Raw genomic sequence first — 21,528 nt, 5'->3', positions numbered from 1 at the left:
TGATTCTCATTACATAGGCGAATAGGATGAAACTATTCCATACATCATACAAGCAACAAAATAGCAAAGATAAGTTTTTTTGTTACAAGAAACATTTAAATATGTGATGCCGATTGGTGTTTACACCTATAAATGGGTAACTAGTAATCTACTACAAACGGAGAAAGATATGAAATCAATTGCGGTAATTTTAAGTGGCTGTGGTGTATTCGATGGGAGTGAAATCCATGAATCAGTGCTCACAATGCTTGCTTTAAGCCAAAATAATGCTGAAGTTCATTATTTTTCACCTAATGATTTGCAACCAACTGTAATTAATCATATTACAGGTGAGGAAAAATCAGAAAAAAGGAATATGATGGAAGAATCTTCTCGTATTTCTCGTGGAAAAATCTCCCCTTTATCAGAGGCAAAGGCTGAAAACTTTGATGCTGTCATTATTCCTGGTGGCTTTGGTGCGGCGAAGAATTTATGCAATTTCGCAACAAAAGGGAGTGACTGTGAAATTAACAAAGATCTCTTAAGATTTGTACAAGAGATGCATCAGCAAAATAAGCCATTAGGGTTAATATGTATTGCGCCTGTAATGTTACCAAAAATGTTAAATTCTCCAGTAAAATTAACAATTGGAAATGACGCAGAAACAGCTCGTGCAATTGAAAAGATGGGTGGCATCCATATAGATTGCCCGGTTGATGATATTGTTGTTGATGAAAAATATCGTGTTGTCACAACTCCTGCGTATATGCTTGCACAATCTATTGCACAAGCACAGGTAGGTATTGAGAAACTAGTTAAGAAAGTCCTTGAGATGGCATAAATAGTAGGTAAAAACAGCAGATGGTACTGGTGAGAAAGTTAAAGAAACTATTAATTATTTTAATTGCTTTATGGCTGTTAACAGTTGTTCTGTTTTCTTTTTTACCTGTGCCTTTTTCTGCTGTTATGGTTCAAAGACAAATTTCTGCTTGGAGTGAGTTTGATTTCTCTTATGTATCACATTCTACTTGGGTAAGTGAAAAAGAGATAGCTTCTGTGATGTATTTAGCCGTTATTGCTTCTGAAGATCAAAATTTTCCCAAACATTGGGGCTTCGATTTTGATGCTATTGAGAAAGTTTTCAAAAAAAATCATAACAACGGGAAAACATTACGTGGTGCATCGACTATTTCTCAGCAAACGGTCAAAAATCTCTTTTTATGGGATGGTCGTAGTTGGATAAGAAAAGGGCTTGAGACGGGAATGACGCCAGTTGTCGAGCTTATTTGGTCAAAAAAACGTATTTTAACGGTGTATCTGAATATTGTTGAATTTGGTGATGGGATCTTCGGTGTAGAGCAGGCTTCTCAACACTATTTTAGAAAGCCAGCGAAACAACTTACAAGCCATGAAGCTGCATTATTGGCTGCGGTATTGCCTAACCCGCATATTTATCACGTAAATAAACCTTCTGCTTATACCTTAAAACGGCAACAGTGGATCTTAAATCAGATGCGACTAATGGGTGGAATAGCCTTTTTAAAGAAAAATAATTTGTAACACCTTTATAAGGTCGGAAACACTTTACTTTCTGGCTCTGCAATTTTTTCTGACATTTTGTTTATCGTCGATGGATCATTAGCTTGACGAGATTGAATGCGAAACTGTGACGGTGTCATGCCATATTTACGTTTAAAGGCATCACAAAAATAAGCATTACTTCCAAATCCACAACGATGGCTGATTTGAAATACCGAGTAATTAGAGAATGTGAGGTAGTTTAAAGCGATCCCCATTCTGACATCTAATAGCAATTGGCAGAATGAAACCCCTTCTTTATTTAAATGCCGACGTAATGTCGATGGCGTCGTAAACAATGTTTTTGCGACATCTTCTAAATGCCATTTTCGCTGTGGATCTTGTGTTATCAGGTGTGTAATGGCCTGATTTTTCGGCTCATCATAGTTAAAACGAAAGATATTTAGAATATCCACACCTGCCTGATGTACCGCCATTAAAATAAAGAATAAGCACTGCTGCATAAACATGGTTTCTTGTGATGGAGAGCCATGTGGTAGCGGTAAACACTGTTTTAAAATTCCAAAATTACTTTTTATCACTTCAGGAGTTGATAAATGGTAAGAAGGAAGGTGGCTTGTGAGTGGCGAGCTAGATTTAATTAAAGGTTTTAGTAAAGAGAAAACCGATTGAAGCTCTGTTTCACATAACACCAGAGTGTGTAGTTCAATAGATTTATGCGTAAATTGGCTGACAATATCGCAAGAAATTTGACTGTATTTCGGAATAATAAGGGTTAAATGGCTTGATACATCAATAGTTTGCCCATTGATGCAAATTGTACCTTTTGCGCCACTAACCATCGCTATCATCGGGTTTTCGATGTAAAACGTTTTTAAAGACATTTGGTTAGAGGACAGGATGTGTTTGTATTCCATGATCTCCGATATACCGTAGGCAAGTTAAGCATTAATCTTGCTTAAATGAACAATACTCAAAATTAGCTCATTTGCTGTATAAACTGATAAGCCACGTCTAGAATAATAAATAGAGAGATTATTCTAGTTTAAATTAGTGTTGTCATGCAAAGCTGAATGAGAGCAAAACAGAATATAATCTTGCTGATAAAACATGACAATATAGATATTTGCTCATTTTTTACATTTATTTTAAACAGTGTCATTTTTTCTAAATAAATTGTTATTTATTCAAAACGCATTTTTCGTAATAAGGTGTAGAATCGCGCGTCAAAGACGAAGGAGATTATCCTGTTCTTAGGATATCACTGTTTGTCTTTTATCCACACCCTATCCAACATTCATTAGCTTATTTTCTATTTGATTTTGAATGACTCAATCTTATGGATAGCGCTGTATGTATTCACGTATTTTCCTGATTTATTGATAATTTTGCCGAGTTGGCAGGAGTGAGTATGTCTGACTTTTCAGGGAAGGGTTGGCTTGCTGAAATCGTTTTACGTTATGAAGTAAAACGTGAAATAACACGTCTTACAGAAAAGCGCCATATCGGCCCATTAATGGTTCAGCGTCCTTTTTATCCTGAGCAAGGTATTGCACACACTTATTTGCTTCATCCCCCAGGCGGTGTGGTTGGTGGCGATAACCTATTGATCAATATTGATGTGCAGCCTCAAGCGCACGCGTTGCTTACAACACCTGGAGCCACTAAGTTTTACCGTAGTGCAGGCGGTGTTGCTCGGCAAGTTCAAACCTTAAAAGTGGCAGCTAATGGCTTTTTAGAGTGGTTACCTCAAGAAAATATCTTTTTTCCTGAAGCTCAAGTTTGCCTAGAAACGCATATTCATATTGCATCTACAGCCAGATTTATTGGCTGGGAAATCCAATGTTTTGGTCGCCCTGTTTTAAATGAATGGTTTGAAAATGGCAATGTAAAAGGGTGTTTAAATTTCTATATTGATGAAAAGTTGACATTAACTGAGTCGCTTTTTGTCGATGGTTTACAAAAAAGATCGGCTGCCATGCGTGAATTTCCTATGTTGGGGTCACTTTATATTTATCCCGCAACAGACGAATTAAAAAACCTTATTCAACAGAGCGTTGAGATTTCTTCAGCCACTTACGATCCTGTTATTGAATATGGTTTAACGGATGTAGACGGTATTTTAGTTTTACGGTTATTAGGCTCGCAAACAGAGCCGATGATGGCGTGTTTTGCTCAAGTTTGGCAAACCGTCAGACAACACTGGTTAGGGTATTGCCCTGAGCCGCCTCGTATATGGGCGACATAATCGTTAATTTTAGGAGCAGAAATGGAATTAACACCAAGAGAAAAAGATAAATTACTGCTTTTTACAGCGGGTCTTGTTGCTGAAAGACGTTTAGCGAAAGGGCTCAAGCTTAATTATCCTGAAGCGGTTGCACTTATCAGTTGCGCCATTATGGAAGGCGCGCGCGAAGGTAAAACTGTTGCCCAATTGATGAGTGATGGACGTACTGTTTTGACGGCAGAACAAGTCATGGAAGGGGTGCCAGAAATGATCAAAGACATTCAAGTAGAATGCACATTCCCTGATGGCACAAAGCTTGTTTCTATTCACGATCCTATTGTGTAGGTAACAACATGATACCCGGTGAAATTAGAGTTAATCAGGCATTAGGGGATATCGAGCTTAATGCCGGTCGAGAGACAAAAACAATACAGGTTGCCAATCATGGTGATAGACCCGTGCAAGTTGGTTCTCATTATCATTTTTATGAAGTGAATGACGCACTGAAATTTGAACGAGAAGGCACTTTGGGTTTTCGTTTAAATATTCCAGCGGGCATGGCGGTTCGTTTTGAACCCGGTCAAAGCCGCACAGTCGAATTGGTGGCTTTTGCAGGAAAACGTGAAATTTACGGTTTTCATGGCAAAGTGATGGGTAAATTGGAGAGTGAGAAAAAATGAAAACTATCTCACGTCAAGCTTATGCAGATATGTTTGGCCCAACAACTGGCGACCGTCTGCGATTAGCCGATACTGAGCTTTTTCTTGAAATTGAAAAAGACTTCACCACTTATGGCGAAGAAGTCAAGTTTGGTGGTGGTAAAGTTATTCGTGATGGTATGGGGCAGAGCCAAGTCATCAATGCTGAATGTGTCGATGTACTTATTACAAACGCCATTATTTTAGATCATTGGGGTATCGTAAAAGCGGATATCGGTATTAAAGATGGTCGCATTGTGGGTATCGGTAAAGCTGGTAATCCTGATGTACAGCCTAATGTGGATATTGTTGTAGGGCCTGCTACTGAAGTGGTTGCTGGTGAAGGTAAAATTGTTACCGCAGGTGGCGTTGATACGCATATTCACTTTATCTGCCCTCAACAAGCACAAGAAGGTTTGGTGTCTGGTGTCACCACGTTTATTGGTGGTGGTACAGGACCAGTAGCTGGAACAAATGCAACCACAGTCACTCCGGGTATTTGGAACATGCACCGCATGTTAGAGGCTGTTGATGAACTCCCGATTAATGTTGGTTTATTTGGTAAAGGCTGTGTGAGTCAACCTGAAGCCGTTCGTGAGCAAATTGAAGCGGGTGCTATTGGTTTAAAAATTCATGAAGATTGGGGCGCAACACCAATGGCAATTCATAACTGCCTTAATGTTGCCGATGAAATGGATGTGCAAGTTGCTATTCACTCTGACACCTTAAATGAAGGCGGTTTCTATGAAGAAACTGTGAAAGCAATTGCTGGTCGTGTGATCCACGTTTTCCACACCGAAGGCGCGGGTGGAGGGCACGCCCCCGATGTAATTAAATCAGTCGGAGAGCCGAATATTCTCCCCGCTTCAACCAATCCTACAATGCCTTATACCATTAACACGGTAGATGAGCATCTTGATATGTTGATGGTTTGCCATCACCTTGATCCTTCTATTCCTGAAGATGTGGCTTTTGCTGAATCTCGTATTCGCCGTGAAACTATCGCTGCAGAAGATATTTTGCATGATATGGGCGCTATTTCTGTTATGTCGTCGGACTCGCAGGCAATGGGGCGCGTAGGTGAAGTGATCCTTCGTACTTGGCAATGTGCACACAAAATGAAATTACAACGTGGCATATTAGAAGGTGACACACCTGAAAGTGATAACCATCGCATTAAACGCTATGTGGCGAAATACACTATTAATCCTGCTTTAGCGCATGGTATTGCACATGAAGTTGGTTCTATTGAAAAAGGAAAATTGGCTGATCTGGTTTTATGGGATCCGGCTTTCTTTGGTGTGAAACCCGCATTGATCATGAAAGGTGGCATGGTGGCTTATGCGCCAATGGGTGATATTAACGCGGCTATTCCAACGCCTCAGCCTGTGCATTATCGTCCAATGTATGCGTGTTTAGGTAAAGCGAAATATCAAACGTCGATGATCTTTATGTCGAAAGCGGGGATCGACGCAGGTGTACCTGAAAAGCTGGGCTTAAAGAGCTTAATTGGTCGTGTTAAAGGTTGTCGTAATGTGACTAAAGCTTCGATGATCCACAATAGTTATGTGCCTCATATCGAGCTTGATCCTCAAACCTATATTGTGAAAGCGGATGGTGTGCCATTAGTGTGCGAACCTGCAACGCAATTACCTATGGCACAACGCTATTTCCTCTTTTGATCCGCGTTTTACCGAGAATGTAGAGAATGAAAAGATTTACTCAACTTATTGATAAACAAAAAGCGCTTGAAATAGCAACTTCAGAAAAACAGGCTCTTACTTTGTGCTTAACGATGGATGAAAGAACCAAAAGTCGTTTAAAAGTGACCTTAAGTGATGGGCAAGAAGCTGGGCTATTTTTGCCCCGTGGTACGGTGCTAAAAGAGGGCGATATCTTACTGTCAGAAGATAATACGCTGGTAACGATTGAAGCAGCTAAAGAGCAAGTTTCAACCGTGTATAGTGACGATCCGCTGTTATTGGCTCGTGTTTGTTACCACTTAGGTAATCGTCATGTTCCATTACAAATCGAAGCGGGTTGGTGTCGCTATTTTCATGATCATGTTTTAGATGATATGGCGAGAGGTTTAGGCGCCAATGTAGTGGTGGGTTTGGAGAAATACCAACCTGAGCCAGGCGCTTATGGTGGATCGTCAGGTGGTCATCATCACCATCACTCTCATGACGATCACCATCATCATTACTAATTATTTGAATAAGGGAGCCTATTGATGCTTGCAGATCTGCGCTTATATCAATTAGTCAGTCCTTCTTTACCTGTGGGATCGTTTACTTATTCCCAAGGATTAGAGTGGGCGATTGAAAAGGATTGGGTTTGTTGTCCGCAAACATTATCGGATTGGCTAAGTACCCAAATGACCAGCACTATAGCAACGTTAGAGCTCCCTATCTTACGGCGATTACAAGAAAATTTGGCACAAGCCAAAATGAGTGAAGTGAAATATTGGTGTGATTTTATTGTCGCAAGTCGTGAAACTAAAGAGTTAAGACAAGAAGAGCGCCAACGAGGTATCGCTTTTGCTCGTTTACTTCCTCAATTAGATATTGAGTTAGATGAAACTTTACAAGCATGTGTAAAACAGACACAACTCATGGCGTTTGCGTTAGCTGCTGTGAAATGGAATATCTCCTCTGAAAAGTTATGTTGTGCTTACGCTTGGGGTTGGCTTGAAAATACAGTGATGTCAGGCGTAAAACTGATCCCATTAGGGCAAAGTGCGGGGCAGAAAATATTGTTTACATTAGCAGAGCAGATCCCTGCAATTGTTGAGCAATCCGCACATTGGGCAACGGAAGATATTGGGAGTTTTACACCCGCACAAATTATTGCCAGTAGTCGCCATGAAACACAATACACTCGACTTTTTCGTTCATGAGAAATCTATATGCAAGAATATAATCAACCACTACGTATTGGTGTGGGTGGCCCTGTTGGATCAGGAAAAACCGCACTGTTAGAAGTTCTTTGTAAAGCAATGCGCGACACTTATGAAATCGCGGTTGTGACTAACGATATTTATACTCAAGAAGATGCCAAGATCTTAACACGTGCTGAAGCATTAGATGCGGATCGTATTATTGGTGTCGAAACGGGCGGTTGCCCTCATACTGCTATTCGTGAAGACGCATCAATGAACCTTGCGGCGGTTGAAGAATTAGCTATGCGCCACAAAAATCTTGATATCGTTTTTGTGGAAAGCGGTGGTGATAACTTAAGTGCGACATTTAGCCCTGAGCTTGCTGATTTAACTATTTACGTAATTGATGTTGCCGAAGGTGAAAAGATCCCTCGTAAAGGTGGTCCTGGTATTACTCATTCCGATCTACTCGTGATCAACAAGATCGATCTAGCACCTTATGTTGGAGCATCATTAGAAGTGATGGAAGCAGACACAGCAAGAATGCGCCCTGTGAAGCCTTATGTTTTCACAAATCTAAAAGAAAAAGTTGGCTTGGAAACGATTATCGATTTTATCATTGATAAAGGGATGTTAAGACGCTAACTGCTTGTTGAGTAAAGGCGAGTTTTAGTCGAGAAAGAAACTGATAGTATCGGTCATTTTATTATAAAGACCGATACTGTCAGGATAATCTAAAAACGATATTAGCAATGGGATCAGTTAAGGTAAGTAAATGCGGTAGTGACTTTTACTACCCCTTTGGTTTCACTGGCAATTTTTGCAACAGCAGCCCCTTCTTGGCGGGTTAAAATACCAAACAAGAACACTTCACCATTTTCAGTGATCACTTTTACAGAAGAGGATTTTACTGAATCACTGCCTAAAATTTGAGAGCGAACTTTGGTTGTTAACCATGTATCTGAAGATGCAGTGCCTAATGTCACAGGCTCACCTTGGCGCACTTCGTTGTAGACGTTATTCACCCCTTCAACCTGACTTGCGACTTGTTTTGCCGTATTCGCAACAGACATATCAGGGCTTTGACCTGTTAACAGAATATTGCCTTGGTAAGCAGTCGCCACAATACGTGAATTACTTTTCTTGATCTGTTCGTTTTTGTTTAGAGCACCAGAAACACGAGCTTCCAAGGTACCATCGTCAACTTGTTGCCCTAATGAGCGAGGATCGGTTGCAGTTTTACCCGCAACTGCGGCTGTGCCGACAACAGCTGCGCCGATACAACCTTGCAGTAAAAGTGCAGAACACAGCACTGCAGTGATAGGAAGCAATTTCATAGTAACTCCTTAGTCATCCTGATGTGGGAATAATGTATTATCAATCAAATCACAGAGACAATTGACTGTTAGCATCTGAACTTCCTGTATTCTGACGGTGCGTTGAGATGGAATACGAATTTCAACGTCTTGAGGGCCTAATAACCCAGCAAGCTCTCCGCCATCATAACCTGTTAATGCAACAATGGTCATATCTCGTGTAACAGCGGCTTCAACGGCTTTAATAATACTTCTGCTGTTACCGTGCGTTGAGATAGCAAGTAGCACATCTCCAGCTTGTCCTAATGCACGCACTTGTTTTGCATAGATTTCATCGTGCTGCTGATTCCCCATAATTGCAGTCATCACAACGCTATCTGTGTTTAACGATAATGCAGGCAAGCTTGGGCGCTCAGTTTCAAAACGATGGATCATGCTTGCGGCAAATCGCTGTGCTGTTGCTGCTGAGCTACCGTTTCCACAGCTTAATATTTTATGGCCGTTTAACAAAGATTGAACCATCATCATGGCGGCTCTGGAAATGGCATCTGGTAATGCTTCTGCTGCTGCAATTTGAGTTTGAATACTCTCTGTAAAGCAGACTTTGATTCTATCAAGCACGTTAAGACCTATATAATCTAATTTAACGAATAAATTCCGTATAATCGAGAATGTTTTTTAACCATATTAGCTGGCGTTGATTAAATGCACAAATATCAAAGCGACAGTCTGATGTCTCGATACTTTCTTGGCGTTGTGCTAACCAACACTGTGCTGTACGCCACAAGCGACGTCGTTTTGAGGCAGTAATAGAGCTTATTGCATCACCAAATAAGATGTTACGTCTAAAACGAACCTCAACAAATACCCATGTCCTCTTTTCCTGCATAATAAGATCAATTTCTCCGCAGGGATATCGGACATTACGCTCAATCAATACTAATCCTTGTTGGCGTAAATATTTTAGCGCTTTTTGCTCATAATACAGCCCTAAAAAATAAGGGTTTTTAGAAAAAATCATCCATGATTTCCTTCTTTATCTCACTCATAAAATAAACCGCCTTTATGGCGGTTTATTTTAATGATAACTAAATATGTGTATTACTGTACCACAGGTTCAATTTTACCTTGTTTAAACTGCATCCAAGGAAGTTCTCTATAAACAGTACAGTTGTTTTCAACACGTAATGAACCTGAAATACCATTAAAACGTAATGTGCCTTTTGTCAGATCATTGTAATTGTTTGCTAATGACCATGCATCAATTCCCATGGCATAAAGACGCATTAATGAGTAATCGTTCGCAAACTTGCTGGATGCTTTTTGCATTAATGGCAAATTAGCGCCAGCCATCAATGGAATATCACTAAATTGAATACCATCCATCTCCATACGGAAATCAGGGCCTGTTCCACCTTGGTTACTCCGCGAACTAACATAAATTGGTGGACGTTTTTGGGTGCTGATCGCCATATCAATCATTGGCTTAATTAAGGTTAATTCATCGCTGGTGGCAATGATGTAAACCGAATCAATGGCACCACCCGCAGATGGAATAGATTGTGTCTCTAATGGTAAAGGTGCATTAGCTGTTGGTAGAACAGGCGTACCTGTCATACGAATACCCACACCACGGTTAATAGAGGCTTTTAAGCTATCAACAGAACTAAAAGTTTGTTGTAAAACGGTGCCACCACCTGTGCGTTGCCACTCATCAGCAAATGTTTGAGCCATTCTTTGACCAAATTTATTATCAGGAACAATAATTAATGGGTTTGATTTTTGTTGCTGACGTAAATGTTGTGCCGCATTACGTGTTTCATCTTCTGGCGAAAGCGAGAAGAAGCAAACCGTGGTTGCAGAAGGCACATTATCTAACTCATTGAGTGCTAATACAGGTAAACCACTTTGAAGCTCTATCGTCTTCATGACTTCAGGTTTTAGCAGCGGGCCAACAATTAAGCTAGCGCCGTCTTGCTGCACTTTTTTCATTAAAACATCAATAGGCTGGCTATTGGTATCATAAACAATCACTTGGCGTGAGTTTTGTGCAATAGGATCTAAGCGTAATGTTGTATCACCAGAAAATGTTGAGCTCTCTTTTCCTTGATCTTGAGTCGCTTGCGTATTTTCGGTTGTTTCTTTTGCCGTATCTGTTGCTGGCGTCTCTGTATTATTGATGCCCAACTCTTCTAAAATTGATGCAAGGCTGTCATCTTTTTTAGGCTCTTGCGGTGCTGTTGGCATAGCTTGAGGTTGCGGTAAACCACTTTGTGCATCAAGGAAACCTTGGCGAATAGCTTCACCAAAGACTTTCGCTTGCCCTGTTAAAGGTAATAATAATGCGATTTGGCTACTCGTACTCACAGAGGGTTGTGAAAGACGTAATAATGCTGCTGGAAGGGTTAATGCCGCTGGATTACGAGGATAGCGAGTCTGCCATTCTCTGACTGCCGCTGATAGCTTATCAGCATCATCTTTGTTGTATTCATAGGTATTCAGTAAATCTAACCAACCTTGCAGTGTATTTTCATCTGCTTTGATAACAACGCCACGGCGTTGCTCTGGTGTGAGTTTGGTTAGCGTGAGCCATGTATCATCAATATTTTTCTGATGCAGTTGAGGATCAGTAATTAATGTTTCTAACCCAATATAGGCTCTAATAACATCTAAAGATGCTAGCCCTTGAGCGTCATCAATCACTTTTTGAAATTGTTTCATCTCCATTTCTGCTTTTGCAGCTGGAGTGAGAGGTTGTTCTTGTTGCCCCGTCAGGGTACAACCTGACATAATCAACGCAGAGAGTATCGCAGTATAGGATAAACCTGTTTTAAAACGCACAAAAATTGAGGAAAGCATACTGTACCCAGTGATGTTTTATAATTATGCTCAATTTTAAATCGGTCATTCGGAATAAACAATGAATCAACCTAATCGAGCAGCGGTAACGACATCCACACTGTACATAGTACCCACACCTATTGGTAATCTGGGCGATATCACCCAGCGGGCACTTGATGTGCTGTCTCATGTCGATTTAATTGCTGCAGAAGATACCCGTCATACAGGGCTTCTATTACAGCACTTTGCCATTAACGCACGTTTGTATGCGTTACATGATCATAATGAACAGCAAAAAGCGGATCAATTAATTAGCAAATTACAACAGGGGCTAAGTATCGCATTAGTCTCTGATGCAGGTACACCATTAATTAACGATCCTGGCTATCATTTAGTCAATCAATGTCGTAAGAATGGCATCAATGTCGTGCCATTACCCGGCGCTTGTGCTGCTATTACGGCACTTTCTGCGGCAGGGCTTCCTTCTGATCGTTTTTGTTATGAAGGATTTTTGCCAGCAAAAACAAAAAGTCGTCAAGATTGTTTACGCGCATTATCAGAAGAGCCTCGTACATTGATTTTTTATGAATCAACACATCGACTGTTAGATAGTTTAGCTGATATGGTGACAGTTTGGGGTGAAGATCGCTACGTAGTATTAGCGAGAGAGCTCACAAAAACGTGGGAAACTATTCAAGGCATGCCTGTTGGTGAATTACTTAAGTGGGTACTTGAAGATGAAAACCGTCGTAAAGGCGAAATGGTATTAATTGTTGAAGGTTATGAAAAACCCGTTGATGACGATTTTTCCCCAGAAGTATTACGGACACTTGCGATTTTACAAAAAGAGTTACCACTGAAAAAAGCGGCAGCAGTCACTGCTGAGATTTATGGCGTGAAGAAAAATGCACTCTATAAACATGTCATTGAGCAAAATGGTGAAGCTCAAGACGAGTAAAGTGATTTTTTAGCTTCTTTTGCTATACATTTTCTACCAAAATCCCTATAATCCGCACCCTGAGTTGACTAGACAACCGCTGCTTTATCGTTGTCCCTTCGGGGGAGACGGATAGAGGGGAGGAAAGTCCGGGCTCCACAGGGCAGGGTGCCAGATAACGTCTGGGAGGCGCGAGCCTACGACAAGTGCAGCAGAGAGTAAACCGCCGATGGCCTGTTTACAGGATCAGGTAAGGGTGAAAGGGTGCGGTAAGAGCGCACCGCGCAACTGGTAACAGTTTGTGGCATGGTAAACTCCACCCGGAGCAAGACCAAATAGGGGTTCTTATGGTGCGGCCCGCATTGAACCCGGGTAGGTTGCTGGAGCCAGCGCGCAAGTTCTGGCCTAGATGAATGGTTGTCCACGACAGAACCCGGCTTAACGGTCAACTCACCTCATAAAAAACCCTCGATTCACATTGTGTTTCGAGGGTTTTCTGTTTTTAAGCCAATCTAAATCAACTATCACGAAATAATATCAATAAATAAGCCACGAAACTCAGCCGAGCTTTTTAACGTGATACTGTGGCTCTCTTGGATAAAAGCTCCATCACCACACTGAATTTGCCCATTTTCTTGTGTTGATGTTTGCAAATAGGTGCCACCTTTTATGGATTGTAAAAAGCCTTTCTGTCCTTTTATTGGTAGCGTAATTTCATCGCCTGCTTGCAAATGAATATGATAAAGCCAAATTGTTTGCCTTAATATTAATGAGCCATCATCACCGGTAGGTGAAGCTAACAATTGATATTTTAAGTTTTCATCTAAAGCCAATTTTTGTGAAGCTAAACTTTCTTGTTGTGGGCACGCATTTAACCACAACTGAATACGGGTTAACGGTGTATCAGGGCTACTGTTTTTCTCTACATACGTATCAGTATTATGCGGTGAAATAAGTAAGCACTCATTTTCTTTTGCCGTCACTGTACGTCCCATATTATCAAGGTATGTCGCTTCTCCTTGAAGGATCAAGTTAACCACATCAACATGAGGATAAGTCTTTGCTTTAAATTCAGAATTTGGGGCAAGCACTTCTTGGTTGAGAACTCTTAGCGTGCCATAGTCTAAAAAATGAGGGTCAAAGTAGTGGCCAAAGGAAAATGTGTAGCGAGCTTGTAGCCAACCATAATCCGCTTTACCACATTGTTGTGCTGTTCTGTATTTTATCATAGCGGTATTTTTCGAGTAGATTATCAATATATTTATCATAGAGGTATGGACTGTCTATTGTTAGCAAGTTAATCTGGTGCCAATAATCAAATTATTTGATAGAGATAAGTATAATGAGTAAAGACAAAGCAATTACGTTGGAATCTTTACGAGTGATGGATGCCATTGATCGTAGAGGGAGTTTTGCAGCTGCAGCTGATGAACTAAATCGAGTTCCATCGGCACTCAGTTATACCATGCAAAAATTAGAAGAAGATTTAGACGTTGTCCTTTTTGACCGTTCTGGCCATAGAACTAAATTTACTAATGTTGGCAGAATGCTGCTTGATAGAGGACGCATATTACTTGAGGCTGCTGACAAATTAACGTCAGACGCAGAAGCCTTAGCAAGAGGTTGGGAGCCTCATATCACTATCGTTTGTGAAGCACTTACTCCTGCATCTCGACTCTTTCCTTTGGTTGATAAATTAGCTGAAAAATCCAATACCCAACTCTCTTTAGTGACTGAAGTCTTAGCAGGTGCTTGGGAAAGCTTAGAAAGCGGTAAATGTGATATTGTGATTTCACCCGATATGCATTTTCGCACTTCATCAGAAATCAACTTTCGTCCTTTATACAATACCACTAGCGTTTATGTCGCCAGCCCAGATCATCCCATCCATAACGAACCTGAGCCATTAGCCGAAGAAACTCGCTTAAAATATCGTGGTATTGCCATTGCAGATACCGCAAGAGAGCGCCCAGTTTTAACTGTGCTGCTATTGGATAAACAGCGCCGTTTAACGGTCAGTTCTATTGAAGATAAACGCCGTGCTTTAATTGCGGGTTTAGGTGTGGCGACGATGCCAATTGATTTAATTGAAGATGATATCAAAGAAGGGCGTTTACGTGTTGTTGGCCCTGAATATCACCATGAAAATAATATTATTATGGCATGGCGAAGAGACAGCATGGGCGAAGCAAAATCGTGGTGTTTACGTGAAATACCTAAACTCTTTGCGAACAATAAAAAATAGTTTTGAAGCTCAGATAATCTTTAGATTTTATGCTTAAAACAAAAAAAGATCCCCTAGAGGATCTTTTTTGTTTCTAAATTCGTTATTACCAATTTTTATTGAAAATACGATCTAAGCTCCATTTACCTGGACCAGTGATAACCAGTAATAAATATCCACCTGCGATTGTCATATTTTTCATAAACATTAATTGGTTCATGCCTTCAGCAAAATTACTATGGAACAGTAGTGCGGTTAGAAGAGTAAATACCGCGGTAAAGATTGCTGTTGTGCGAGTTAAGAAACCAAATAAGATTGCTAATCCACCGCCTAATTCTAATAAAATAGTCAGTGGTAATAAGAAACCTGGAACACCCATTGCTTGCATATATTGCTGTGTACCTTCGTAACCACCAATTTTTCCGTAGCCTGCGCTGATAAATAAAATTGGCATTAAAATGCGGGCAATTAATAACGCAATATCTTCAAATTTTTTCATGATGTTTATTCCTAATTAAACTCTATTATTTGCAATGTATATCGATTTGTATTGTATTTTCGTCGGCTATTTTTCTGTTTTTAGATTTAATAACCACGGCTACGTTGTGAGATATATAATAATGTGAGTTGAGTAAAGAGGATATTAAGAAGAATTAACATTCTTAGACAAAAAAATTGATGTTCAATCTGAGGTTTTTTTGAAGGACTTTTGGATTGTACGAATTAAACCAATTGCACCGATAGCACGTTGTCCTAATCGTATGATTTTTTTAGGATGTTTAATGCTGTAAAGAGAAATAAAACTGGCACCCACTAAAAGCGCGGGTTTTAACGAAATGATAATTCTCCATGCTTTATCATAAGGCTCAGTCACATCAAGCCAAGTTTGCGTGCTTTGCCCTAAATCAGAGCGCTGTTGCTGAATTTTATTCAACAACAGCTTTTTACGTCTTGCGAGGATCGCCTGCTTATTTTGTTTGTTCATCATGATATTGCTCCAAAAGACGTTTATCTAATTCCAATTGCTGGCGAGTATCGCCTAACAAGGTGGAATTTCGCGCTTTTCTTAATGTCATGATGGCACCAATCAGTGCACAAAAAAGTAAAGTAGCGGTTGTGATGGCTAAAGCATGGACTCGATATTCAGGTGGAATAACCCAAAAAATCAGAATAAGTAGGCTCATTAAGCCAAAAGCGGTGAGCAACAAAGTAACACCAGCCATTAAAATAAGCTGGATAAGCGTGGTTTTTTCTTCTTCTAGCTCAACGGCAATCAAGTTTAGGCGTGTTTCAACCATGCCTATCATGATAGCGCCAATCTTACTGAGAGAATTCAGAACCCCAGATGCGGGGCCCTGTGGTCTTTGCGTATCACTCATGGGTGATTAGCGTTTAGCTAGAAGAACACCAAGAACAACACCAACTGCAGCACCAATGCCGACACCTGTCCACGGATTTTCACGAACATAGTTGTCTGCTTTGCCTGCAATTTCTTTGGTGTTATCGACAATTTCACGACCGGCATCGCTCAATTTTGCACGAGAACCTTTGATTGCCGATTCAGCTTTTGCGCGTAAGCTTTGGATTTCTTCTTTGGATTTATCAGCAGAGGAGTTCAGCACTTCTTCTAGAGTATCAGCAAGAGATTTCAATTCACTACGCAGATCTTCATTTGAACGTTGATGAGACATAATTAACTCCTTTAATAGTGACAGGTTAATACTTATAACCATAGACCAATTTTATCTCTTAATAAAATTAAATATTGATGTAATGAGGTAAAAAAGAGAAAAGTCTTAATTAAACGGGAATATTTACTGTATTGCTTGAGATAAAAAAAGAAGAGGTCACCCATAAAATAAAAGCCTGTTCAGTTATCTGAAACAGGCTTTAAGTATGAGTTTTATGACTCTATTTTGTATTCAGAATATCTTGATATTATTAGAAAAAGCAGCGCTTTAGCTCACTTTCTTTTTCTTTTTAATCACAACCCAGATACTACCAATTAATCCCATAACTAATAGGCAAACTGGTAATAGCATAAGGATATTCATTAAATGGTGTTCATATTGGCGAAAGAGCGGGCTATTACCTAATAAGTAACCTAACGTGGTCAGTATACCAACCCATAAAAGCCCACTTAACCAATTGAAGATTTGAAAGCGCGTGTTGTTTAATCCAGCAAGACCTGCAATTGTTGGCAACAGTGTTCTTACGAAGGCTAAAAAACGTCCAATTAACAGTGCGGCTAAGCCATGACGATGAAAAAGCCCATGAGCACGTTGGTGGTAATGTTCTGGCAGATGCGATAGCCAACTGCGTACTAATTTAGTATTTCCAAGCCATCGCCCTTGAAGATAGCCCAACCAACAGCCTAGGCTCGCGCCTGCAGTCAAAATAAGTAAGGTTAATGGAAAATCCATTGTATCTTTAGCAATTAACACGCCCACTAAAATTAATAAGCTATCTCCTGGTAAGAAAGCTGCGGGCAATACTCCGTTTTCTAGGAATAGTATGGTGAATAATAAAATGTAGATAATCCATATTAATGAAGGATTAGCTAAGGTTTCGTAATCTTGGTGCCATAGCGCCAAGAATAGCTCTCTTACGATTTCCATATAAAAGGCTTCCTAAAACTGAGTCATTTGGGGGTAAATATAGAATCAATAGGTGTTGTAATCTATTTACCCGTTTTCTACTTCATAGGGTCTATTTTTCATTGTTTAAAACAGCAACACTCTAACAAAATCATGAAAAACTAGACAGAAAATTTTTTAACTGGATGACGACACTATTTATACATGGATATTGGATCTCGAAAAATAGACATCTAATCTCTTTTTGAGTTCAGAATAGGCGCTTTTAAAAAAGAAAAGCTTAAGATGAGGGATAATACCAAGAGGTGTTCTCTATTTTATAGCGTTCATAAAAGATAAGTTTTTAATATTAATTGTGCAAAAATAAAGCATTATCTTGTTTATTATTTATTCAAATCAAGAAGGGCTAGAGAGAATAATTGTTAGTGATAATGTTAATAAAAAAGACTATTAATTGATTAAGAAAATCTAAAAGAAGAGAAACAAAATAAAAAATAAGTAAGGTGACTAGGTATAACTTACTGATAATAATAATTTCTTTCATTTCATGTTGGTCTATTAAAAAGAACAAAATCCTATTATGATCACAGTTATGTTATTTTATTGTTAACAAAAATGGTTAATGCTGTATATTTTGCATAATCAGCTTTTCAGCGCGATTCAATTCCTTATACTGGCATTGCAAACACTCAAAAATGCCTTTTTTAAATATTATTTTAAGTAATGGAATAGCTATGGATAAACAACAATCCAGAGTCTTCAGCCTGTTCTTTCAGGGAAGTCTCGTTAAACAAATTCTCGTGGGATTAGTCGCAGGGATCTTACTTGCTTGGTTAGCGCCAGAAGCTGCCAAAATGATGAGCCTGTTAGGTACTCTGTTTATTAGTGCATTAAAAGCTGTTGCCCCTATCTTAGTTTGGGTGCTGGTTATGGCTTCAATTGCAAACCACCGTCAAGGGCAAAAATCTAATATTCGTCCTGTATTAATTTTATATCTGTTAGCAACGTTCTTTGCTGCGTTAACCGCAGTTGTTGCCAGCTTTATGTTCCCATCAGTTTTAACGCTAGTTGTTAACGAATCACAATTGTCACCACCTGAAAATATTGCTGAAGTTCTTAAAGGCGTATTAATTAATGTGGTTGCAAACCCTGTTGATGCGCTTATCAATGGTAACTATATGGGCATTTTAGCGTGGTCTATCGGGCTTGGTTTAGCATTACGCCACGCAAGTGATACTACTAAAGCCTTAACGCAAGATTTAGCTGACGCAGTAACTAACTTAGTGCGTGTTGTTATTCGTTTAGCGCCTATCGGTATTTTCGGCTTAGTGTCATCAACGATTGCAACAACTGGCTTTGAAGTCTTAGCAGGTTACTTACAAGTTCTTGCTGTATTGATTGGCTGTATGTTGTTCGTTGCTTTAATCGTGAATCCACTGATCGTATTTTGGAAAATCCGCAGTAATCCATATCCATTAGTGTGGGCATGTTTGCGTGAAAGTGGTGTAACTGCCTTCTTTACACGTAGCTCAGCTGCAAATATTCCAGTGAATATGGCAATGTGTCGTCGTATGAATTTAAACGAAGATACTTATTCTGTTTCAATTCCATTAGGTGCAACCATTAATATGGGTGGTGCTGCAATCACTATCACTATTTTGACATTAGCTGCGGTTAATACACTGGGTATGCCAGTCGATATTCCAACTGCGTTATTGTTAAGTCTTGTTGCTGCGATTTGTGCGTGTGGTGCATCAGGTGTTGCAGGTGGTTCTTTACTGTTAATTCCACTGGCTTGTAGCATGTTTGGTATTAGCAATGATATCGCTATGCAAGTGGTTGCTGTGGGCGTGATGATCGGAGTGTTACAAGATTCAGCTGAAACCGCACTGAACTCATCAACTGATGTTCTGTTTACTGCAACAGTTTGTATCGCTGAAGATAATCGTATTTCAGAAAATCCATTAACTGAAAAAAATAATGGGTAAAAAGGGTAAGTAGTAAGACAGGAAGAGTAGTAAAAATAATAATTAATAAAAAAATAGAACCCCACATTTTGTGGGGTTTCTTTTTGTCTTGCTAACTTTAATTGATTAAATTTCAAGGGCGAGTTCTGTGCCTTGCCTAATAGCGCGTTTTGCATCTAATGCACTGGCATCTTTTGCTCCACCAATAAGATGAACTGTTTTGTTTTCTTTTTCTAAAGGCGTAAGTAATGGGTGATAAGCACGTTGCCCTGTACACAATATAATATTATCAGCAGGGATAAGCTGTTGCTTTCCATCCTGTTCAATAATGAGACCTTCTGGTGTGATCCTTTGATAGTTGCAATGGGTTAAAAATTTAACGCCTTTTTTCTCTAGCGTTAAACGATGTATCCATCCCGTTGTTTTACCTAAGCTTAAGCCTATTTTCCCTGCTTTACGCTGTGTCATAACAATGTGTTTAGTATCGTCTTTTGAATGATTTGCGGGTTTTATGCCACCACGATAAGAAAGTGTCGGATCAATACCCCACTCTTTATTAAAGGCGCAAGGACTTAGGCTACTACATTGCCCTTTTTGCGTGAGATAAAGGCTGGTATCAAAGCCAATTCCGCCACTCCCCATGATCACGACATTTTTACCTACTGGCTGGTGGTATTTAAGAACGTCGAGATAAGATTTCACAATGGGATCATCAAGTCCTTCAATCTCAGGAATATGAGGTTTAACGCCACTTGCTAAAATCACCTCATCAAAGTTTTCAAGATGTTCAGGAGTGGCTTCGGTATTATTTTTAACAATGACTCCCGTGAGTTGTAATTGTCGTTTGAAGTAACGTAATGTCTCTTGAAATTCTTCTTTCCCCGGAATTTGACTGGCGATATTAAGTTGACCACCAATCACATCTTCTTTTTCAAACAGTGTGACATGATGGCCTCGTTTCGCGGCGGTTACCGCAAAAGATAATCCCGCGGGTCCCGCACCAACAACAGCCAGTTTTTTAGGTTGTTGAGTTGGAATAACCAGAAGTTCGGTTTCTTGACAAGCAAAGGGATTAACTAAGCAAGAGGAAGTTTGACCTGAAAATATTTCATCAAGGCATGCCTGATTGCAAGCAATACAAGTATTGATTTCATCTTCGCGCCCCTGTTGTGCTTTAAGCACAAACTCAGGATCAGCAAGGAAAGGGCGAGCCATTGAAACCATATCAGCACAGCCTTCAGCTAAAATAGCTTCTGCGGTTTGTGGTGTGTTAATTCGGTTTGATGTAATCAGTGGGATATTCACCTTTCCCATTAATTCGCGTGTGACATTCGCAAATTGGCCTCTTGGTACCATCGTGGCAATGGTCGGAATTCGCGCTTCATGCCAACCGATCCCTGTATTAATCATTGTAGCGCCCGCTTTTTCAATGGCTTTGGCAAGATAAAGTACCTCTGATGCCTCTGCGCCATCTTTGATTAAATCCAACATAGAAAGGCGGTAAATAATAATAAACGCCTCACCCACGGCTTTCTTAATGCCTTCAAGAATACGTAAAGCAAAGCGACAACGATTTTCGATATTTCCTCCCCACTGATCGTCTCGCTGATTAGTCTGTCTGACTAAAAACTGATTAATTAAATAGCCTTCCGATCCCATTATCTCAACACCATCATAACCTGCCTTTTGAGCCAATTGAGCACAATGAATGTAATCATTGATGGTTTGTTCGATTTGTTCATGACTCATGGCTTTTGGCATAAACGGGGTGATTGGCGATTGAATAGCTGAAGGTGCAACTAAATTAGGTTGGTAGCTATAACGGCCTGTATGCAATATCTGTAATGCAATTTTACCGTCTTGTTGATGAACCGCATCAGTAACAAGTTGATGAGTTGCCAGTTGGCTTTCAGACATCAATGTTGCAGCGTGTGGCAATAACACGCCTTGTTTATTGGGAGAGATCCCTCCAGTCACTATTAGTGCAACACCTGCCGCGGCTCTTTGGGCATAAAACTGTGCAAGTTTTGGGGCATCATTCGGATTTTCTTCAAGTCCAGTATGCATAGAGCCCATAAGAATACGGTTTTTAAGTACGGTAAACCCTAAATCAAGAGGCGAAAATAGATGAGAATAATGTGCCATCAGATACCCTTTTTATACTGGTCAGATGAGATATCTATTAGCATAACGAGAAGTGAGTGATTAAGAGTTTATTATGTTAATAAGTTGTGATCTTAATCATGGAAAAGGTGAATGGCGGGCTATAAATCAATAATAATCTAAGTGATTAGTTAATGAGAACAAATAGTGATAATAAAA

The 21,528-nt window shown here is 39.8% G+C and carries 24 protein-coding genes and 1 other RNA gene; 13 read left to right on the top strand and 12 right to left on the bottom strand.

The annotated features are described in order from the left end of the window. Window positions 1-169: 169 nt before the first annotated feature. Window positions 170-820 (top strand): isoprenoid biosynthesis glyoxalase ElbB, encoded by a 651-nt coding sequence (gene elbB, locus ACNARN_RS05565; RefSeq protein WP_198625954.1) that lies wholly within the window; start codon window positions 170-172, stop codon window positions 818-820. A 20-nt stretch (window positions 821-840) separates the two neighbouring features. Continuing rightward, entirely contained in the window at window positions 841-1,539 is a 699-nt protein-coding gene (gene mtgA / locus ACNARN_RS05560) for a monofunctional biosynthetic peptidoglycan transglycosylase (protein WP_196532371.1), read from the top strand. A 5-nt stretch (window positions 1,540-1,544) separates the two neighbouring features. Here the strand turns inward: mtgA and ACNARN_RS05555 are convergent, their stop codons facing one another. After that, on the bottom strand, window positions 1,545-2,435 hold the full coding sequence (locus ACNARN_RS05555) for an AraC family transcriptional regulator (protein ID WP_196532370.1): 891 nt from the start codon (window positions 2,433-2,435) through the stop codon (window positions 1,545-1,547). A gap of 494 nt (window positions 2,436-2,929) precedes the next feature. Between ACNARN_RS05555 and ACNARN_RS05550 the strand changes: the two genes are divergently transcribed. Genes ACNARN_RS05550 through ureG form a run of 7 tightly spaced genes read left to right on the top strand, consistent with a single transcriptional unit; the run spans window position 2,930 to window position 7,969 of the window. After that, a complete protein-coding gene (locus tag ACNARN_RS05550; protein WP_416304229.1) occupies window positions 2,930-3,766 on the top strand; it encodes an urease accessory protein UreD in 837 nt (278 codons plus the stop codon). A gap of 21 nt (window positions 3,767-3,787) precedes the next feature. After that, a complete protein-coding gene (locus ACNARN_RS05545; protein WP_198619288.1) occupies window positions 3,788-4,090 on the top strand; it encodes an urease subunit gamma in 303 nt (100 codons plus the stop codon). Between the two features lie 8 nt (window positions 4,091-4,098). Further along, a complete protein-coding gene (locus ACNARN_RS05540) occupies window positions 4,099-4,425 on the top strand; it encodes an urease subunit beta (protein ID WP_069368686.1) in 327 nt (108 codons plus the stop codon). Continuing rightward, window positions 4,422-6,125, top strand: a complete 1,704-nt coding sequence (gene ureC / locus ACNARN_RS05535) for an urease subunit alpha (RefSeq protein WP_109371909.1) — start codon at window positions 4,422-4,424, stop codon at window positions 6,123-6,125. The genes ACNARN_RS05540 and ureC overlap by 4 nt, the downstream gene beginning before the upstream one ends. A 26-nt stretch (window positions 6,126-6,151) precedes the next feature. Continuing rightward, on the top strand, window positions 6,152-6,652 hold the full coding sequence (gene ureE / locus ACNARN_RS05530; RefSeq protein ID WP_416304228.1) for an urease accessory protein UreE: 501 nt from the start codon (window positions 6,152-6,154) through the stop codon (window positions 6,650-6,652). Window positions 6,653-6,676: 24 nt separating this feature from the next. After that, window positions 6,677-7,342: an urease accessory protein UreF gene (locus tag ACNARN_RS05525; protein ID WP_416304227.1), complete on the top strand. Its 666-nt coding sequence runs from the start codon at window positions 6,677-6,679 to the stop codon at window positions 7,340-7,342. A 9-nt stretch (window positions 7,343-7,351) separates the two neighbouring features. After that, complete coding sequence (gene ureG / locus ACNARN_RS05520; RefSeq protein WP_006535303.1) at window positions 7,352-7,969, top strand: urease accessory protein UreG; 618 nt, start codon at window positions 7,352-7,354, stop codon at window positions 7,967-7,969. Between the two features lie 113 nt (window positions 7,970-8,082). Here the strand turns inward: ureG and dolP are convergent, their stop codons facing one another. The 4 genes from dolP to ACNARN_RS05500 all read right to left on the bottom strand — a co-directional run bounded on the left by dolP (window position 8,083) and on the right by ACNARN_RS05500 (window position 11,499). After that, complete coding sequence (gene dolP / locus ACNARN_RS05515) at window positions 8,083-8,661, bottom strand: division/outer membrane stress-associated lipid-binding lipoprotein (protein ID WP_023582845.1); 579 nt, start codon at window positions 8,659-8,661, stop codon at window positions 8,083-8,085. A 9-nt stretch (window positions 8,662-8,670) separates the two neighbouring features. After that, on the bottom strand, window positions 8,671-9,261 hold the full coding sequence (gene diaA, locus ACNARN_RS05510; RefSeq protein ID WP_004245257.1) for a DnaA initiator-associating protein DiaA: 591 nt from the start codon (window positions 9,259-9,261) through the stop codon (window positions 8,671-8,673). 22 nt (window positions 9,262-9,283) lie between these two features. Continuing rightward, window positions 9,284-9,661, bottom strand: a complete 378-nt coding sequence (locus ACNARN_RS05505) for a YraN family protein (RefSeq protein WP_416304226.1) — start codon at window positions 9,659-9,661, stop codon at window positions 9,284-9,286. Between the two features lie 80 nt (window positions 9,662-9,741). Beyond that, a complete protein-coding gene (locus tag ACNARN_RS05500; RefSeq protein ID WP_198625955.1) occupies window positions 9,742-11,499 on the bottom strand; it encodes a penicillin-binding protein activator in 1,758 nt (585 codons plus the stop codon). A gap of 61 nt (window positions 11,500-11,560) precedes the next feature. Here ACNARN_RS05500 and rsmI point away from each other — a divergent pair, with 61 nt between their 5' ends. Beyond that, complete coding sequence (gene rsmI, locus ACNARN_RS05495; protein ID WP_023582842.1) at window positions 11,561-12,439, top strand: 16S rRNA (cytidine(1402)-2'-O)-methyltransferase; 879 nt, start codon at window positions 11,561-11,563, stop codon at window positions 12,437-12,439. 60 nt (window positions 12,440-12,499) lie between these two features. Further along, window positions 12,500-12,875: RNase P RNA component class A (rnpB, locus tag ACNARN_RS05490), an RNA gene on the top strand. 67 nt (window positions 12,876-12,942) lie between these two features. Here rnpB and ACNARN_RS05485 read toward each other — a convergent pair. Beyond that, window positions 12,943-13,647: a pirin family protein gene (locus ACNARN_RS05485; protein WP_416304225.1), complete on the bottom strand. Its 705-nt coding sequence runs from the start codon at window positions 13,645-13,647 to the stop codon at window positions 12,943-12,945. Window positions 13,648-13,760: 113 nt separating this feature from the next. Here ACNARN_RS05485 and ACNARN_RS05480 point away from each other — a divergent pair, with 113 nt between their 5' ends. Next, on the top strand, window positions 13,761-14,663 hold the full coding sequence (locus ACNARN_RS05480) for a LysR family transcriptional regulator (RefSeq protein WP_023582840.1): 903 nt from the start codon (window positions 13,761-13,763) through the stop codon (window positions 14,661-14,663). Between the two features lie 85 nt (window positions 14,664-14,748). Here ACNARN_RS05480 and ACNARN_RS05475 read toward each other — a convergent pair whose 3' ends face one another. From ACNARN_RS05475 to ACNARN_RS05455, 5 genes are all read right to left on the bottom strand, one after another. Continuing rightward, on the bottom strand, window positions 14,749-15,141 hold the full coding sequence (locus ACNARN_RS05475) for a DoxX family protein (RefSeq protein ID WP_023580968.1): 393 nt from the start codon (window positions 15,139-15,141) through the stop codon (window positions 14,749-14,751). Between the two features lie 183 nt (window positions 15,142-15,324). Continuing rightward, a complete protein-coding gene (locus ACNARN_RS05470) occupies window positions 15,325-15,630 on the bottom strand; it encodes a YqjK-like family protein (protein WP_232797544.1) in 306 nt (101 codons plus the stop codon). After that, the gene (locus tag ACNARN_RS05465; protein ID WP_160229968.1) at window positions 15,611-16,021 is read right to left on the bottom strand and encodes a phage holin family protein; all 411 of its coding nucleotides are present in this window, start codon (window positions 16,019-16,021) and stop codon (window positions 15,611-15,613) included. Before ACNARN_RS05465 ends, ACNARN_RS05470 begins: the two co-directional genes overlap by 20 nt. Before the next feature lie 6 nt (window positions 16,022-16,027). Then, window positions 16,028-16,333 carry a DUF883 family protein gene (locus ACNARN_RS05460; RefSeq protein WP_098941181.1) on the bottom strand — a complete coding sequence of 102 codons (306 nt, stop codon included), beginning with the start codon at window positions 16,331-16,333 and terminating at the stop codon, window positions 16,028-16,030. Window positions 16,334-16,600: 267 nt separating this feature from the next. Continuing rightward, window positions 16,601-17,260, bottom strand: a complete 660-nt coding sequence (locus ACNARN_RS05455; RefSeq protein ID WP_109371893.1) for a DedA family protein — start codon at window positions 17,258-17,260, stop codon at window positions 16,601-16,603. A gap of 713 nt (window positions 17,261-17,973) precedes the next feature. On the opposite strand from ACNARN_RS05455, the gene sstT reads away from it, so the two are divergent. Beyond that, on the top strand, window positions 17,974-19,227 hold the full coding sequence (gene sstT / locus ACNARN_RS05450; protein WP_416304224.1) for a serine/threonine transporter SstT: 1,254 nt from the start codon (window positions 17,974-17,976) through the stop codon (window positions 19,225-19,227). 105 nt (window positions 19,228-19,332) lie between these two features. Here the strand turns inward: sstT and ACNARN_RS05445 are convergent, their stop codons facing one another. Further along, window positions 19,333-21,351, bottom strand: a complete 2,019-nt coding sequence (locus tag ACNARN_RS05445) for an FAD-dependent oxidoreductase (protein ID WP_416304223.1) — start codon at window positions 21,349-21,351, stop codon at window positions 19,333-19,335. Window positions 21,352-21,528: the final 177 nt, after the last annotated feature.

It is taken from the genome of Proteus sp. TSJ240517, from assembly GCF_047921575.1.
Lineage (GTDB): Bacteria > Pseudomonadota > Gammaproteobacteria > Enterobacterales > Enterobacteriaceae > Proteus.
Note: the sequence above shows the minus strand (reverse complement) of the source record. Positions and strands in the feature narration are given on the sequence as shown.

What these genes read in the sequence shown, in the direction of transcription:
- ACNARN_RS05485 (WP_416304225.1), bottom strand. Translation starts at nt 13,647, where the DNA reads ATGATAAAATACAGAACAGCACAACAATGTGGTAAAGCGGATTATGGT.
- rsmI (WP_023582842.1), top strand. Translation starts at nt 11,561, where the DNA reads ATGAATCAACCTAATCGAGCAGCGGTAACGACATCCACACTGTACATA.
- ureG (WP_006535303.1), top strand. Translation starts at nt 7,352, where the DNA reads ATGCAAGAATATAATCAACCACTACGTATTGGTGTGGGTGGCCCTGTT.
- sstT (WP_416304224.1), top strand. Translation starts at nt 17,974, where the DNA reads ATGGATAAACAACAATCCAGAGTCTTCAGCCTGTTCTTTCAGGGAAGT.
- ACNARN_RS05470 (WP_232797544.1), bottom strand. Translation starts at nt 15,630, where the DNA reads ATGATGAACAAACAAAATAAGCAGGCGATCCTCGCAAGACGTAAAAAG.
- ACNARN_RS05480 (WP_023582840.1), top strand. Translation starts at nt 13,761, where the DNA reads ATGAGTAAAGACAAAGCAATTACGTTGGAATCTTTACGAGTGATGGAT.
- ACNARN_RS05555 (WP_196532370.1), bottom strand. Translation starts at nt 2,435, where the DNA reads ATGGAATACAAACACATCCTGTCCTCTAACCAAATGTCTTTAAAAACG.
- ACNARN_RS05525 (WP_416304227.1), top strand. Translation starts at nt 6,677, where the DNA reads ATGCTTGCAGATCTGCGCTTATATCAATTAGTCAGTCCTTCTTTACCT.
- dolP (WP_023582845.1), bottom strand. Translation starts at nt 8,661, where the DNA reads ATGAAATTGCTTCCTATCACTGCAGTGCTGTGTTCTGCACTTTTACTG.
- ureE (WP_416304228.1), top strand. Translation starts at nt 6,152, where the DNA reads ATGAAAAGATTTACTCAACTTATTGATAAACAAAAAGCGCTTGAAATA.
- ACNARN_RS05505 (WP_416304226.1), bottom strand. Translation starts at nt 9,661, where the DNA reads ATGATTTTTTCTAAAAACCCTTATTTTTTAGGGCTGTATTATGAGCAA.
- ureC (WP_109371909.1), top strand. Translation starts at nt 4,422, where the DNA reads ATGAAAACTATCTCACGTCAAGCTTATGCAGATATGTTTGGCCCAACA.
- ACNARN_RS05465 (WP_160229968.1), bottom strand. Translation starts at nt 16,021, where the DNA reads ATGAGTGATACGCAAAGACCACAGGGCCCCGCATCTGGGGTTCTGAAT.
- mtgA (WP_196532371.1), top strand. Translation starts at nt 841, where the DNA reads ATGGTACTGGTGAGAAAGTTAAAGAAACTATTAATTATTTTAATTGCT.
- ACNARN_RS05445 (WP_416304223.1), bottom strand. Translation starts at nt 21,351, where the DNA reads ATGGCACATTATTCTCATCTATTTTCGCCTCTTGATTTAGGGTTTACC.
- ACNARN_RS05500 (WP_198625955.1), bottom strand. Translation starts at nt 11,499, where the DNA reads ATGCTTTCCTCAATTTTTGTGCGTTTTAAAACAGGTTTATCCTATACT.
- ACNARN_RS05460 (WP_098941181.1), bottom strand. Translation starts at nt 16,333, where the DNA reads ATGTCTCATCAACGTTCAAATGAAGATCTGCGTAGTGAATTGAAATCT.
- elbB (WP_198625954.1), top strand. Translation starts at nt 170, where the DNA reads ATGAAATCAATTGCGGTAATTTTAAGTGGCTGTGGTGTATTCGATGGG.
- ACNARN_RS05540 (WP_069368686.1), top strand. Translation starts at nt 4,099, where the DNA reads ATGATACCCGGTGAAATTAGAGTTAATCAGGCATTAGGGGATATCGAG.
- ACNARN_RS05545 (WP_198619288.1), top strand. Translation starts at nt 3,788, where the DNA reads ATGGAATTAACACCAAGAGAAAAAGATAAATTACTGCTTTTTACAGCG.
- ACNARN_RS05550 (WP_416304229.1), top strand. Translation starts at nt 2,930, where the DNA reads ATGTCTGACTTTTCAGGGAAGGGTTGGCTTGCTGAAATCGTTTTACGT.
- ACNARN_RS05455 (WP_109371893.1), bottom strand. Translation starts at nt 17,260, where the DNA reads ATGGAAATCGTAAGAGAGCTATTCTTGGCGCTATGGCACCAAGATTAC.
- ACNARN_RS05475 (WP_023580968.1), bottom strand. Translation starts at nt 15,141, where the DNA reads ATGAAAAAATTTGAAGATATTGCGTTATTAATTGCCCGCATTTTAATG.